Genomic DNA, 13,806 nt, shown 5'->3' on the forward strand with positions numbered 1-13,806 from the left:
CGCGGCCGTGGCGTTTTTTGCGGGTCAATCATTGCGGGCAATACATCCCCGCCCGCGCTCAACTTCCTTTGTATTCGGCCGCGTTTGCGGGCCCCGGCAGTGTCGCGCCGTTGTTCGGCTTTGCAGGCTGCTTCGACGGTGCTGTCGACGGCGAGACGGCCGACGCACCCGGCGTCCCCGGCGGCAGCGCCACGGCCTTGGCCTTTTCGCGCTGTCCCGGCGGCGGCGCCGTCGGATGCTGCGCCTCCATTGCCGCCATCAGTTGCTGACACGGTAGGGGCTTGTTGTTGCTCGGCGCGATCAGGGGAATCAGCGCGGCGAACGGATTGATCAGACCGAGCCCGACCATCGCGCCGCCGCGCACCGCGAGCGCCGCCGCATTCACGCCGACGTGCGGGTCCTTGAACGTGCCCTTCACATAGAGCGGCGAGCGCAGCGAGAAGATGCGGAAGCCCTTCGTATGCGGATGCACGCCGAGGTCCATCGACTCGTTCTTCAGGTTCACCGTGCCGTCCACGTTGATCACGGCGTCCTGCGTGTCGAGCGCGAACACGCGTGAATCGAGCACGCCGTCCGTCACGACGAAGTCGCCCGCCGCGCAATTGATCTGCACGTCGCGATTGCCGAACAGCTTTTCATAGACGACGTTCGCCACGTTCAGCCCGGCCGCTTCCATCAGCAAGCGGCTCACGGCGCCATCGGTGACGAGCAGCTTCACTTCGCCGTTCGACGAAGCTGCGAGCGCCGCGGGCGAATTGCCCGTCGCCGACAGCGCGGCATCGCCGTTGACTTCGCCGAGCGCGTTTTGCATGGTCTTCGCGGTCGGCATCAACTGCTTGAGCTTCAGGTGACGCGCTTCTGTCGAGACACGGCCTTTGAGCGGTGTCGCGCTGCCGTCGAGATGAATGTTCGATGCGAGTGAGCCGCCCGCGACGCCGAACTTGAGCGGCTCGAACGACAGCACGCCGTCCGTCATCACGACGTGCGTGTACAGATCGGTGATAGGCAGCGTCGGGTCCTTGATGATGCGGCGCCCCGTGAATTTCACGTTCGCGTCGATTGCCTTCCAGCGGTCGGTCTTGAACTCTTCGGTCGGCAGCGCCTTGTCGGATGGCTGGCGCGCGGTGTCGCCGCGCTTCGCCTTGCTCGCGTTGCTGTCCGCGCCGATGATCGGCGCCAGGTCCTTGAACTGCAACAGATTCGAGACAAGCGTGCCTTCGAGCAGCGGACGCGTCGCGCGCTGGGTGTAGATGACCGTGCCGTTCACATCGCTGCCGCCCACGCGGCCTGTAAAATTTTCATAGCGGAACACGCTGGCGCCCGGCTTGAAATTACCGATCAGATGGCCTTCCGTCGCGTACGGCGGCGTCTCGGGCAGCGTGATGCCCGTCAGGTCATACAGATGATCGAGACTCGTGCCCTGCAGCCACAGGCGCAGATCGACGGCGGCCAGATGCGCGGGATCCGTGACGGTGCCGACCAGTGCGATGCGCAGATCGCCCGCTTTCACGTCGGCCTGCACAGGGAACGGTCGCGCAGTGTCCTGCAATGCGAGCACGCCACCGAGCTTGCCGCTGCCCGATATCGGCGAGCGGTTGTAGGTGCCCTTCACGGTCCAACCGATTCCATATTGCGGCGCGTTCGTACCCTGCGCGACGGCGATGCCTGCGGCGCTCGCGGGCGTGCCGGACGCGGCCACGGACGCCGAAGCGCCCACGCCGGCCGTCGCCGCCGGCGCGGACGCGCCCGATGCAACAGGCACGGCAGGCGCCACCGCCGACGCGCCTGACGCCTCGGATGCAGCGGCCGCCTTCGCTTGCGCGGTCAACTGCTTTGCGCCCTGCTTGCCGACCACTTCCGCCGACGACCTGCGCGACGCCTCTTCCTGCTGCTTCATCGCTTCGCCGATCGGGATGGGCTGGCCGAGCGTATCGACGACAGCCTGCATGTCGATTTTTTTCTGCTGATCAGAAAGCGCGATATTGCCTTTGTTCAGCTGGATGTCGTGCAGATCGAGCTTCCATTCCGACGGTCCCGCCGACGACTTCAGCTTGAACGTCCAGTTGTTGCGTCCGTCAAGGAGCCGTTCGAGATCGACGGATGGATTCACCACATTGATTGCCGGGATCACGATGTCATGCGCGAGCAGCGGCAGCACCTTCACCTGAAAGTCGATTTCGTCGAGCGTCGCGAAGTGCTTCTGTTTAGTCCAGTCGGGATTGGCGATCGTGATGTTTTGCGCCGAGAAGCGCGGCCACGGCACCCACGAGCGCCAGCCCGTTTCGCCGATGGGATGGCGCCAGCCCACCTTCAGATCGCCTTCGATCGCGAACGGCCGGCCGATTGCCTCACTGACCTTGTCGTTCACATAGGGCCGCGCGCGGTTCCAGTCGAACGTCAGAACAAAGACCGCCAGCGCGACGATCAGGATCACCAGCACCGCGAACAGCCATGCAAAGGTCTTGCCGATTGTCTTGCCGACGGATATGCCAGTCGAATGCAGCACAGCCATGGGGGCTCCGAGAAATTACCAGCGTCATTCGTCTGCGCAGCACGTGCTGTGCCCGCGTGCGCGCTTCGTTATGATGATGCGCTGCGACACATTCCAATATGCCATGCCCCACGACACTCACATGACGGACGCGCCCCTCGTCCACGCGCAAGACCTCGTGCGGCGCGACGCGACGCGCGGCCAGACACTGCTGCACGCCACCAGCATCGCCATCCGTGCGGGCGAGCGGATTGCGATCACGGGCCCCTCCGGGTCGGGCAAAAGCGTGTTCATGCGCGCGCTCGCGCTGCTCGATCCACTCGATAGCGGCCAGGTGCTGTGGCGCGGCAGGCGCATCGCGCGCGCGGCGATCCCGCGCTACCGGCGCCACGTCGCGTATATCCGTCAGCGGCCCGCGCTGCTCGACGGCACCGTCGAAGACAATCTGCGTTATCCGTACACGCTGCGTGCGTATCGCGATGTGCGTTTCGATCGCGCGCAGGCGGCCGCACTCGCGTCGCAGGCAGGACGCGCGAGCGATTTTCTCGAGCGTTTTGCGAGCGAACTGTCGGGCGGCGAAGCGCAGATCGCTGCGTTGATCCGCGTCCTGCAGCTCGCGCCGGACGTGCTGCTGCTCGACGAACCGACGGCATCGCTCGATCCCGAATCCGCGCTGGCGATCGAAGGCCTGGTGCGCGCGTGGTTCGATGCCGCGCCGCAGGTGCGCGCATGGCTATGGGTATCGCACGATCCGGCGCAAGCGGCGCGCGTGAGCAACCGTCATCTGACGATGCGCGCCGGCGTGCTCGACGATGCGCAGTCCACTCTGCCGGATACGTCCGCGCACACCGGAGAGACGCCGCGATGACCTTGCAGAACCTCAGCCTCTGGGACGTCGCGCTCGCGGCGCTGCTGATCGTGGTGAACGGCGCGGTCTCCGTTCTGCTCAAGCTCGATCTCGAACGCAAGCTCGCGTGGGCGGCCGTGCGCACCGTCGTCCAGCTGCTCGCGATCGGCTATGTGCTGGCGTGGGTGTTCGCGTACTCCCGCTGGTATGTGGTGCTGCCGCTGATGATCGCGATGACGCTGATCGCGGGCTTTGCGGGCGCGGGACGCGGCTCGCGCACGTATGCCGGGCAGCGCGTCGACAGCATCCTGTCGATCTGGGCGAGCGCGTGGCTCGTGGCAGCCGTGGGACTGTTTGCCGTGATCCGGATTCGACCGTGGTACGAGCCGCAATATGCGATTCCGATTCTCGGGATGATTCTCGGCAATACGCTGACGGGCGTGTCGCTGGGTATCGAACGGATGACGGAGGAACTGACGGCGCGCCGCGACCGCGTCGACATGGCGCTCGCGCTCGGCGCGACGCGCTGGGAAGCTGCGCAGGGACCGGCGCGTCAGGCGGTGCGCGCCGGCATGATTCCGACGCTCAATCAGATGGCCGTGGTCGGCGTCGTGAGTCTGCCGGGGATGATGACGGGCCAGGTGCTCGCCGGGCAATCGCCGCTGCAGGCCGTGCGCTATCAGATCGTGATCATGTTTCTGATCGCGGCATCGTCGGCGCTGGGGACCGTGGGCGCCGTGCTGCTCACGTACCGGCGACTGTTTTCGCCGGAGCACCGGTTTCTGGCATCGCGGCTTATCGAACGGCGTTCGAAACGCTGACGTGCGGCGCGAGGCGCGCGCCGCAATCGATGCATGCACGCCGCATGCAATTCAGTCGATGTGCACGGCTTGCGATAACCGGCTCAGATGCCGGGATGCTTGCGTCAACGTTTGGCCGACACGGCTACCTGTGAGCCATCGCTGAGTGTCAGCGTCTTCGTGCTGCCATTGGTCGGCATGGTGAAGCGCAGCACCTGACTGACGCTCGTGTAGTTCGGGCACTTCAGCGACTTGCCGTTGTTCGACACGGCCTTCGTGCCCTTCGGCGTCTGCGCCTGGAAGTTCATCTGCACGGTCGCGGTGCCGTCTTTGGCGACGACAGGCGCGAACCGGATCTGCGTCTGCCGGATCATGGCGCCGTTCGTGTCGAGCGGCAGCGACGACAGGTCTGGGCAGTCGCCATCGGCTGCAACGGGGCCGCCGGGCGGCACGGTTTTCCACGTGAAGTCGTCCGATTCGCCGGAGCGGATGGTGCGCGTTTCCTGCGAGTTGCCGAACTGTTTCGACGTGACCTTGACCGTATAGCGGATGGGACCGTCGGTCGGCGCCTGCGAGGTCACGGTGATGGGTGTCGCCGCGTGCGCGGGTGCCGGCAATGCGGCGAGCGCAAGCGTTGTGCATGCGATAGAAGCGACAACAGAAACGGCGGGAAGTTTGAAGCTGATGCTCATACTGTCACCTCGTTGTTGTGCTGCCGCGCGGCGCCATGCAGGTGCGATCGCGCTGGCCGCGCGCGGCGGTTTTTTTGCATGTTGCACGGGAAGTCTAACGCCAAGTGGTTGGCGTGGAGTTGGGTTTGGGCTGGGATTAACCCGGGGGTTGGCGTTGTTTTTTGCGCTGCGCGCGGCGGGGGTGTTTGGCTGCGCATGCGTTGTCGGTGTCGTCTCGCTTTTGCGCTGGTATTTGGTGTTTGCGTTGGTGCCTTCGCGGTGCGGTTTGCTTTGGTTTGCGCTGGTAGTTTGCGCTGGCAGTTTGCGCTGGCATCCGCGTGATGTTATTGGTTTGCAAGCGTTGCCCCTGTGCGGGGCGGCACCTACTTTTCTTTGCCGCCGCAAAGAAAAGTAGGCAAAAGAAAGCGGCTCACACCGCCAATCCTTGTGTTTGCCTGAGGGCCCTCACAGGGTCTTACGCTTCACACGGCAACGCCCTGGTTCGGGTCCGTTGCCAACGTTCTCTCTGTATGCCTCACCCGCTTCGCGCGCCCGCATTACCGCATGCCGTGCCAGACAGTCCACCGCCGCCCAGGTGGCAAACTGTGTGTAGGCCCCTGGTGCTCCGCACGCCTCACTCCGGACCGATAGCGCACGCGTTCCACCCTGTAAGAGCGCCAGGCTATACGACGCGACAACCTACACACAGTTTGCCACCTGGACGGCGCAGACCGTTCGCTGCCGGTGGCCCAGGTACGGGTATTCGAAGCGGGTGAGGCGTTCATTCAAAGCGCTGGCGACAAGCACCAACCAGGGCACTGCCGTGTGAAGCGTGGGGACGTTGGGGGCCCGTGGATAAGAACAAGGATTGGCGGTGTGAGCCGCTTTCTTTTGCCTACTTTTCTTTGCGGCGGCAAAGAAAAGTAGGTGCCGCCCCGCACAGGGGCAACGCGTGAAGCACGCTAACAAAACGCGGATGCCAGCGCAAAGGCAAACCGCAGAAACCAACGAAAAACCCAAAAAACCAAAACACCAAACATCAACGCCCGCGCCGCAAAAGGCGCAATCCCCCGCGACATCGCAGGCAGAAAAAAACCCTAAAACCCGGTCAACACCAACTTCCCAATCGCCCGCCCCTCCTCCAGCAACTGATGCGCGCGCCGCAAATTCCCCGCATTGATCTTGCCAAGATCCTCACCCACCGTCGTCCGCAACGTACCCGCATCGATCAGCCGCGCCACTTCAGTCAGAAGCTTATGCTGCTCGATCATATCGGGCGTCCCGAACATCGACCGCGTGAACATGAACTCCCAATGAAACGCGGCGCTCTTCGCCTTCAGCAACTCGACGGGAACAGGCCGCGCATTCTCGACGATCGTCGCAATCCCGCCCTGCGGCTTGATCACAGCAGCGGCAGCCGGAAAATGCCGATCGGTGTCGTTGAACATCAACACATAATCGACCTGCTCAAATCCGATCTCCTTCAACTGCGCAGGCATATCGCCAAAATGATCGACGATATGATCCGCGCCCAGCTCCTTTGCCCATTTCGCCGATTCCGGCCGCGACGCCGTCGCAATCACCGTCAGCTTCGCCAGTTGCTTCGCGAGCTGAATGCCAATCGAGCCAACCCCACCCGCGCCGCCAACGATCAGCACCGACTTGCCCGCATCCGCGCCCTGCGGCGACACGCCAAGCCGGTCGAACAACGCTTCCCACGCGGTGATCGCCGTCAGCGGCAACGCGGCCGCATGCGTGAAATCGAGCGTCGCCGGCTTGCGGCCGACAATGCGCTCATCGACCAGATGAAACTCGCTGTTCGCGCCCGGTCGCGTGATGCTGCCCGCATAGAACACGGGATCACCCACCTTGAATAGCGTCACGTCCGGCCCGACGGCCTCGACCGTGCCCGCTGCGTCCCAGCCGAGCACGCGCGGCGTCTTCTCGACCGTGTCCTTCGGTGCGCGCACCTTGGTATCCACCGGGTTCACGGAAATCGCCTCGACCTTCACGAGAATGTCGTGGCCGCTGGGTTTCGGTTTGTCGAGTTCGATATCGATGAGCGACTCGGGGTTATTGATGGGCAGATAACGGGTCAGGCCAATAGCTTTCATGACGGCTCCTTGATTCTGTGACGGTTTTCCAGAGATTCGAAGGCAACGGCGGGCAATTCATTCGAAGCACCGCGCCGATCGCATTGACTCCACTGTAGAAAATTCTTTACGCTGCGAAAACCAACATAATGACTGAAACATCTTCTGGAATTTCCGAATAATCCATGGATCCGATCCCCCAGGCGTCGACCGATGAACGCGAGCGACTCGATCTGCTCGACGTCGCGCTGTTCGTGCGCGCCGCTTTGCTCGCCAACGTGTCGGCGGCGGGACGCGAATTCGGGCTGTCGCCCGCCGTCGCGAGCGCGCGCATCGCCAGTCTCGAACGGCTGCTGGGTGCGCGCCTGCTGCACCGGACCACGCGCCGCGTCAGCCTCACGCAGGAAGGCGAAGTCTTCATGACCCGCGCCGAAACGCTGCTCGACGCGGCGGCCGCCGCGCGTGCGTCGGTTGGGCGTGGCCAGGCCGAGCCGCAGGGGCGGCTGCGCGTGTCGATGCCGTCGTCGTTCGGACGGCAGCATGTGTCGCCCGTGATTACGCAGTTTCTGCGCCGCTATCCGGGTGTGAGCGTCGATCTGCGGCTCACCGACAAGATCGTCGATCTCGTCGATGCCGGCGTCGACGTCGGCATCCGGCTGGGCGCGCTGAAAGATTCGACGCTCATCGCGCGGCGGCTCGCGGCGAACCGTCGCGTGATCTGCTGCGCGCCATCGTATCTGGCCGCGCATGGCACGCCGCATCATCCGTCGGATCTCGCGCAGCATGAATGCGTGATCCTCTCCGATCAGCGCGACTGGTCGTTCGTCACGCCAGCGGGACCGTTGACGGTACGCGTCGGCGGGCGTCTCGCGACTGATAACGGCGAAGTGATCCGCGATGCGTTGCTGGCGGGATTCGGCATCGCGTTGAAATCGACCTGGGATGTCGCGCCGCATCTGCGCAGCGGCGAACTCGTGACGGTGCTCGATTCGTATCCACTTGGGGAAACCGTCGCGATCTGGGCGGTCTATCCGTCGCGCGCGTTCGTACCGCCGAAAACGGTCGCGTTCATCGACTTCCTCGCCGCGCATTTCGGCGACCCGCCCTACTGGGACAACGAACTGGACCGCGCGGCGAGCTGAAGCGCGCTAACGTGTGCCCGTTGCGCGCGCATCGGCTTGCGGGTCAGCGGCGCTTGCCTGGTTCGGTGGAGTTTTCGTTGGCCTGCGCGTCGTTCTGTGTGCGTTCCTGATAGTCATCGCCGCCGCGCCGGTCGGTGTCTTCGAGCCCGCGTTCGAGATCGCGATGCGCCTGCTTGCCGACGCCGCGTGGCTCATGTTCCTGCTGCGAGTCCGCGCTCTGATCCGATTCATGCGGCAATGGCGCGGCCTGTTCGTGAAACGGGCGCTTCGGTACGTTGGATTGATCGTTGCCTTCGGGACGCGTGGCCTGCTTTTCGTGCTCGTCGCCCGTCGCATGTTGTGGCGATGTCTTCATGATTCTCTCCCTGATGTGCACGCGATGACGCTGATGCGTCTCGTGCGTTGCCGCTGCGTGGAAGCAGCGCTCAATCGTGATCGGCCATATTCAGCCTGCGCCGCATGGCAGCCGTGATGCGCTGTTTCGTCTTTGCATAGTCGGCCCACGGGTCGCTTTTCAGCGCGTCTAGCCGCTCTTGCAGGTTCGCGATATTCCATTGATCGCCCGCCGTCGTGCCGGGCACTTCATCCCATGCGATCGGCACCGACACGCCCAGCCCCGGCCGCGCGCGCGGCGAATAGGCGCAGACGGTGCTCGACCCACGGTTGTTGCGCAGGTAGTCGACAAAAATCTTGCCCTTGCGATTCTGCGCGCCCATCTTCGCGGCAAAGTGCTTCGGCAGCGCCGTCGCCATATGCTGCGCGACGGCTTGCGTAAACGCTTTTACGTCGTCCCAACCCAGTTGCTTCGCAATCGGCACGACGACATGGAACCCTTTGCCGCCGCTCGTCTTGCAAAACGACACGAGGCCGAGTTCCTGGAGCAATTCGCGTGTAAGCTGCGCCGCTTCGATCATCCGCTTCCAGCCGAGCGCGGGGTCCGGGTCGAGATCGAACACCATGCGGTCGGGCTTCTCGATGTTCGCGGCCACCGCGTTCCATGTGTGCAGCTCGATCGTGCCCATCTGCGCGGCGCCCACCAGCGCCGCTTCGCTTTCGATGGTCAGCAGCGGCGGATGGTCCGGGTCCAGCCCCGGATGCTGCGTGATGTTCGGAATCGCGAGCTTCTGGCTGTGTTTCTGGAAGAACAGCTCGCCGCCGATATCCTCCGGCGCGCGCACGAGCGCGACCGGCCGGTCCTTCAGAAACGGCAGCATCCATGACGCGACCGACGCGTAATACTCGGCAAGCTCGATCTTGCGGGTGCCGGTGCTTTTGTCGATCACGCGGTCCGGATGCGAAATGCGCACGCCGGCAACCGTCGCGGTCGCTGTCTTGCTGGCGGACTTCGTCGCCGTCTTGCCTCCCGATTCCACGCCGCTCGCCTTCGCACGTTTCGTCGCAGGCGTCGGCTCGGCATCCGCCGCTTTCGACGCGCGCTTTTTCGCCGTCGATGTCTTCGCCTGAGCGGCGTTCATCTCTTCCGTGATCTGTTGCACGTCGGCTCCTTTGCCTGGCGCTTCGTGGACGATCTGCTTTGCAGGCTTGTCGCTGCGCAAACCGACGAACGACGCTTGTCGCACGACGCCGTCGCTCGTCCATTCCGCAAAATTGCATTCGGCGACGAGTTCCGGCTTCACCCAATGCACGGGCGTGCGGCTTCGTTCGCTCGGCTCGCTCGCGAAGGGCATCCAGGTCGTCTCCCGCGCATCGAGTTCCTTCTTGATCGAACGCAGTCTGGCCGCGTCGAAACCCGTGCCGACGCGCCCCGCGTATTGCAGCTTGCCCTTCGTGTCGTAGACGCCGAGCAGCAGCGCGCCGAATGCCTGGCGGCTGCCCGCCGGTTCCGAATAGCCGCCGATCACGAATTCCTGGCGGCGCCTGCACTTGAGCTTGATCCATGCAGGCGAGCGGCCCGACACGTAATAGCTGTCGCGCCGTTTGCCGATGATGCCTTCGAGCTGCATGTCGCAGGCGCTTTTCAGCAACTGGTCGGCGTCGAAGCCGAAGTCCTCGGAAAAGCGCAGCGTGTCGTCGTCGACCGTTTCGAGCACCGCATGCAGGATCGCGCGACGCTGTTCGAGCGGCACGCCGCGCAAGTCGTAGCCGTTCAGATACGGCAGGTCGAACAGGTACAGCGTGATGTCCTGCGGCCGGTTTGCATCGAACGCGTTTTGTAGCGCCTGGAAGCTCGGCACGCCATTGCTATCGAGCACGACGGCCTCACCGTCGAGCCACGCGTTGTCCAGTCCGATGCGCGCAACAGCCTTGACCTGCTTGCTGAACTTCGCGGTCCAGTCGTTGCCTGCGCGCGTAAAAATCTGCACGGCGTCTTTCGACGCGTGATCGATGCGCGCCAGCACGCGATAGCCGTCGAACTTGATTTCGTAGACCCAATCGTCGCCCGTGGGCGCGCTGTCGACGAGCATCGCCAGGTGCGGCTTCAGCGCGGCGGGAAGCTTCGCCTTCACCGCGCCTTCTATCGACGGATGACTGGCCAGTTCGCGCAGCGATTCGGCATTGCGAGTCGCGACGATGTCGGGGCGGTCGCTGCGCACGCCTTTCGCCTTGCGCGATGCGGCGGCCTTCGTCGCCTTGATCGATGCGTTTGCACGCTCCTCTTTACTCGTCGACTTGCCTGCAGCGGCTTTGCCGGAGCCGCTTTTGCCATTCGCGCCGCCGCGCGCGCCCGGCGCATCCGACAGCACGCTGCCCTGCAACTGTTCGAGCACGTCGAAATCGGCTTCGCTGCGCGCGTCTTCGTCGCGTTCCTTGATGAGCAGCCACTGTTCCTTGTCGCCGCTGCCGCGCATGTGGCTACGCACGAGTGTCCAGCCGCCGTGCAGTTTCTCGCCGTTCAGGTGAAACTTGAGCTTGCCGGCCTTGTACGCGTCGCGCGCGCCTGCTTCGCCGCCCGTCGGTTCCCACGTGCCGCGATCCCACACGATGACCGACCCCGCGCCGTAGTTGCCTTCGGGAATCGTGCCTTCGAACGAACCGTAATCGAGCGGATGATCTTCGACACGCACGGCCAGCCGCTTGACGGACGGATCGAGGCTCGGCCCTTTCGGCACTGCCCAGGACTTGAGCGTGCCATCGAGTTCGAGACGGAAGTCGTAATGGAGGTTTCGCGCGTCGTGTTCCTGGATCACGAACGACAAGCTGTCCTGTTTCGCGGTCTTGCGCATGGCAGTCTTCGAACGCTTCGCGCGTGCCGCGACACCCGACGGCTCCGGCGTGTCATCGAAGCGGCGCTTGCGCTGATAGGTTTCGAGCTTGTCGGCCATGGTCGATGTGCGCTGTGCGTTGCGTGGGCCTGGTCAGCGGCGCGAACCGTGCTCAGGCCGCGCGGCGCTTGCGCGCGGCCGTGCCCGTGCTCTTGCGCGCAGTTGTCCCGGAGCCTGTCTTCGCAGTGGCCCCGGTCGCGCGGCGGGTCGCTTTCTTCGCTGGCGCGCGTCGTTTCGCGGGTGCCGCTTCCTCGTCGTCCGCGTCCTCGCTGGCCGCTGCGCGCGTGGCGCCCTTGCCTTTGCCGCCGCGTCCGAGGCTACGCTTGAGCAGATCGGACAGGTCGAGAATGTCCGCCGACCGGCGTGCCTCGCGAGGCGTGTCGATATCCATCACTTCTTCCGTCTTACCGGCCTGCACCTTCTTGTCGACCAGCGCGAGGATGTCGTCGCGGAACGTGTCCTTGTATTGGGACGGGTCCCATGTGTCGCTCATGTCGGCGATCAGCTTTTTCGCCATGTCGAGTTCGCGCGCGGTCACGCCCGTCTTCTTCGCACTTTCGTCGGGCACCTTGAACTCGTCGAATGGACGCACTTCCGAGGCCCAGCGCAGCGTATTCAGCGCGAGCATCGGCCCGACAGGAATCAGCGCGGCCAGATGCTGCTTGTTGTGCATGACGACATTTGCGACGCCGATCTTGCCCGTCGCCTTCATCGCGTCGCGCAACAACGCGTACACCTTCTCGCCCTTGCGATCGGGTGTGAGGTAGTACGGCGTGTCGAGATAGAGAAACGGGATGTCGGGCGCGTCGACGAACGCGAGAATATCGACGGTCTGCGTCGACTCGGGATTGGCCGCGCGAATTTCCTCGTCGGTCATCACGACATATCGGTCTTTCTCGTACTCGAAGCCGCGCACGATGTTGTCGCGCGTCACTTCCTTGCCCGTGCGCTTATTGATCTGCCGATAGCCGATGGGATCGATCGAGCGCTTGTCGAGCAGGTTGAAGCCGACTTTTTCGGACTTGGTCGCTGGATACAGTTGCACCGGCACATGGACGAGACCGAAGCTGATCGCGCCTTTCCAGATCATATGAGCCATCGCGCGCTCCCGGGAGTTGAACTCCTTTCGAAGCAGCAAGCGTGCCCAGCGCCCACGCTGGCCGCTTCGCACGCCCCGCCATGTTCATGCGGGACGGTCGCAGCAGCGCGCCGCCATCCCGCTGTAAGTCTTGCCTCGGAGGCGGAAAAAGCTACGGATGCCGGAACACCGCTTCGAGTCTGCGCTTAGGGTGCGCCGAATTCACCCGACTGCGCACGGCACGGCCGCGTATCCGCGAAAACGCACGCGCCCGCCGCGCGTCGGCTCGCCGCTGATCCGGTATGAAGGAAAGCGCCGCACGAAGCGTCCAATGGCGATGCGCGCCTCGAGGCGCGCAAGCGACAATCCCGCGCATTGATGAATGCCGAAGCCGAACGCGAGATGCCGGTTCGGCATGCGGCGGATGTCGAAGCGGTCCGGCTGCGCAAACTGCTCGGGATCGCGGTTCGCCGCGCCGATGCACAGCGTGACGGGTGTGCCCGCCGCCACCGGCACGCCGCCGATTTCCGTATCGAGCATCGTCATCCGGTTGCCGAGCTGATTCGAACTCTCGAAGCGCAGGCATTCTTCGACGGCGCTGTCGATCAACGCTGGCTCGCGCAGCAACGCTTTGCGTTCGTCCGGCCACTCGCTCAGCGTGACGAGGCCGTTGCCGATCAGATTGGTCGTCGTTTCGTGACCGGCGTTCAGGATGAAGATGCAGTTTTGCAGCAGCTCGACTTCGGACAACTGCTCGCCATTTGCCTCGCCCTGGATCAGGCGCGTGAGCACGTCGTGTTGCGGATCGCCGGGCGCCGCGCGGCGTCGCGCGACGAGATCCTTCAGATACGCGACGAACTCCGTTACCGCGCGGTTGCCTCGCTCGTGTTGCGCAGGCGTCAGCGAAGGTTCGAGCGCGCCGAGAATCGCGAGCGACCAGTCGCGCAACGGCTCGCGTTCGTCGTGCGGCACGTCGAGCAGATTGCCGATCACCTCGACGGGAATCGCCGCCGCGAAGTCGCCGATCAGATCGATTTCTCCGCGCTCCGTCGCGCGATCGAGCAGGCCGTCGACGAGGAGCACCAGCCCGTCCTCCATCGCGGCAATCGCACGCGCCGTCAGCGCGCCTGCAATCAGCTTGCGCACCCGCGTATGCAGCGGCGGATCGTTGAAGACGAGGCTCGTCGTGTGATGCTCGAAAAGCGGCGTCGCGCCGTATTTCGGCGCGAACTCGACTTTCTTGTCGGAACTGAACGTCTTCGGATCGCGATAGACGGCCTGCACGTCGCGATAGCGCGTGAGAAAAAGCGAGCCGTCCGGCATGCGCTTGACGGGCTCGTGCGTGCGCAACGCGTGATAGACGGGATACGGGTCCGCGTGGAACGACGCGTCGAGGTGTCGCAAATCGAACTGGCGGGCGATGTCGGCATCGTTCGACGTCGCGTTGGACGGGTGCATGG

At 64.2% G+C, this 13,806-nt stretch carries 10 protein-coding genes; 3 read left to right on the forward strand and 7 right to left on the reverse strand.

Going from position 1 to position 13,806, the window contains the following annotated elements; genetic code table 11:
* Positions 1-58: 58 nt before the first annotated feature.
* Positions 59-2,512, reverse strand: a complete 2,454-nt coding sequence (locus PPGU16_RS08240; RefSeq protein ID WP_180722478.1) for an AsmA family protein — start codon at positions 2,510-2,512, stop codon at positions 59-61.
* Between the two features lie 121 nt (positions 2,513-2,633).
* On the opposite strand from PPGU16_RS08240, the gene PPGU16_RS08245 reads away from it, so the two are divergent.
* Both PPGU16_RS08245 and PPGU16_RS08250 read left to right on the forward strand, forming a co-directional pair.
* The gene (locus tag PPGU16_RS08245) at positions 2,634-3,359 is read left to right on the forward strand and encodes an ABC transporter ATP-binding protein (RefSeq protein WP_180722479.1); all 726 of its coding nucleotides are present in this window, start codon (positions 2,634-2,636) and stop codon (positions 3,357-3,359) included.
* A complete protein-coding gene (locus tag PPGU16_RS08250; protein WP_180722480.1) occupies positions 3,356-4,159 on the forward strand; it encodes an ABC transporter permease in 804 nt (267 codons plus the stop codon). The genes PPGU16_RS08245 and PPGU16_RS08250 overlap by 4 nt, the downstream gene beginning before the upstream one ends.
* A gap of 104 nt (positions 4,160-4,263) precedes the next feature.
* Here the strand turns inward: PPGU16_RS08250 and PPGU16_RS08255 are convergent, their stop codons facing one another.
* Together PPGU16_RS08255 and PPGU16_RS08260 are read right to left on the reverse strand one after the other, a co-directional pair.
* The gene (locus tag PPGU16_RS08255; protein ID WP_180722481.1) at positions 4,264-4,830 is read right to left on the reverse strand and encodes a DUF6013 family protein; all 567 of its coding nucleotides are present in this window, start codon (positions 4,828-4,830) and stop codon (positions 4,264-4,266) included.
* A gap of 1,076 nt (positions 4,831-5,906) precedes the next feature.
* Entirely contained in the window at positions 5,907-6,923 is a 1,017-nt protein-coding gene (locus PPGU16_RS08260) for a zinc-binding alcohol dehydrogenase family protein (protein WP_180722482.1), read from the reverse strand.
* Between the two features lie 164 nt (positions 6,924-7,087).
* Between PPGU16_RS08260 and PPGU16_RS08265 the strand changes: the two genes are divergently transcribed.
* On the forward strand, positions 7,088-8,044 hold the full coding sequence (locus tag PPGU16_RS08265; RefSeq protein WP_180722483.1) for a LysR family transcriptional regulator: 957 nt from the start codon (positions 7,088-7,090) through the stop codon (positions 8,042-8,044).
* A 43-nt stretch (positions 8,045-8,087) separates the two neighbouring features.
* On the opposite strand, the gene PPGU16_RS08270 is transcribed toward PPGU16_RS08265, so the two are convergent.
* From PPGU16_RS08270 to PPGU16_RS08285, 4 genes are all read right to left on the reverse strand, one after another.
* Positions 8,088-8,399 (reverse strand): hypothetical protein, encoded by a 312-nt coding sequence (locus PPGU16_RS08270; protein ID WP_180722484.1) that lies wholly within the window; start codon positions 8,397-8,399, stop codon positions 8,088-8,090.
* 70 nt (positions 8,400-8,469) lie between these two features.
* Positions 8,470-11,328, reverse strand: a complete 2,859-nt coding sequence (ligD, locus tag PPGU16_RS08275; protein WP_180722485.1) for a DNA ligase D — start codon at positions 11,326-11,328, stop codon at positions 8,470-8,472.
* Between the two features lie 52 nt (positions 11,329-11,380).
* A complete protein-coding gene (gene ku / locus PPGU16_RS08280) occupies positions 11,381-12,367 on the reverse strand; it encodes a non-homologous end joining protein Ku (protein WP_180722486.1) in 987 nt (328 codons plus the stop codon).
* Between the two features lie 201 nt (positions 12,368-12,568).
* On the reverse strand, positions 12,569-13,804 hold the full coding sequence (locus tag PPGU16_RS08285) for a cytochrome P450 (RefSeq protein WP_180722487.1): 1,236 nt from the start codon (positions 13,802-13,804) through the stop codon (positions 12,569-12,571).
* Positions 13,805-13,806: the final 2 nt, after the last annotated feature.

This window comes from Paraburkholderia largidicola, from assembly GCF_013426895.1.
GTDB classification, from domain to species: domain Bacteria; phylum Pseudomonadota; class Gammaproteobacteria; order Burkholderiales; family Burkholderiaceae; genus Paraburkholderia; species Paraburkholderia largidicola.